The 1293-nt window shown below is 73.8% G+C and carries 1 pseudogene; it reads left to right on the top strand.

Features of this window, described 5'->3' with window-relative positions:
* Window positions 1–334: 334 nt before the first annotated feature.
* Window positions 335–1293, top strand: a pseudogene (locus tag GA0115259_RS32715) (hypothetical protein); the annotation flags it as partial.

The following is a 1293-nucleotide window of genomic DNA, read 5'->3' as shown; positions in this document are numbered from 1 at the left end:
CGGCGGGCCGTGGACCTGCGTTCCACGGCGGACCGTGGCGGATACCGGCCACGGCGTAAACCCGCCGTGCCACATCATCGCTGTTCGGTACGGCACTCTGCCAAGGTGGCGCCATCACAGCAGCAACAGACCCCGGTCATATGCCCCTTGGGTGCGGTTTGGCCTGGATTGCTCGGGAGAGCGATATGCGCGGCCCTGGTGGCGGCGCATCGGCCCGCGCTGGACCTGTGACGTTCGCCGGGCGTCCTTCCCGTGGGGGGTGGGGCCGCCCGGCGGACTTGAATATTTCCGGGTGCCCCGTTTTCGTACCCTCGGCGCGGTCGAAGATAGGGGCATGAGCCAGCAGGGGCAGAGGCCAGCCGCCGACGACTGGTGGAACCGGTTGTACGAAGAGTCCGCACCGGACACCGGTCCCGCCGCCGCTTCGGGGGACACACTCGACGACCGCTTCGACTCGGCGGCGGACGCGGTGGGTACGGGCGCGGTGGGTACGGGTGCACAGGGCGCGCCCGATACGCCGAAGGAAGTCCAAGGTCCCGGCCGCGACGGGATAGAGGCGGAGCGGCCGAGGGCCTGGTGGGAGCAGCCGCAGCAGTCGCCACCGCAGCAGTCGCCGCCACCGCGGTCGCAGCCGCCGGCCGAGCCGCCGCCTCCGTCGTACACACCCAGCGATGCGAGACCGCTGCCAGGGACGACGGATTCCTCCGGTCCGGAACGCCCGTCGGTCCCGGATCCGCGTCGGCCCGAGCCCGCCAACGGCCCCGGCAACGGCCCCGCCGACGGGCCCGCCGACAACGACACCGTATGGCTGCCCAGACAGCAGGGCCCTCTCGGAAGCCCGGCCACCGGAAGCGCCTGGGGCACGCCACAGCCGCAACCGCGCCGGGAGCCCGAGCCGACACCGCCTCCTGCCCCGGCTCCGACCTCGGCTCCGGCTACACCGTCACAGGCCTTACCGCCGTCCGCCCCGCAACCGTCCGCCCAGCCGTCCACCCCACTGTCGTCCTCACCCAGGCCCACCGTCACCCATCTCGGCGACCGGCCTCCGACCTACGCGCCTCAGCCCGCCACACTGCCCGCCGCCGACGCCGAGCGGCTGGACGAACTCGTCCCCGACACCGTCCTGGACGGCGCGTCCTACGGCTCGTACTCCCTGCGGGCCGTGTCCGCACGAGGCGACTCCGCCCGCTACCGCGGCGAGCCCCGTCGCGACGCGCTGCTCACCGCCCGCTTCGGCAGCGGCGCCGGCGCGCTCGTCCTCGTCGCCGTCGCCGGCGGTTCCCGCGCGGCCGA

Source organism: Streptomyces sp. MnatMP-M17 (genome assembly GCF_900091995.1).
GTDB lineage: Bacteria > Actinomycetota > Actinomycetes > Streptomycetales > Streptomycetaceae > Streptomyces.
Note: the sequence above shows the minus strand (reverse complement) of the source record. Positions and strands in the feature narration are given on the sequence as shown.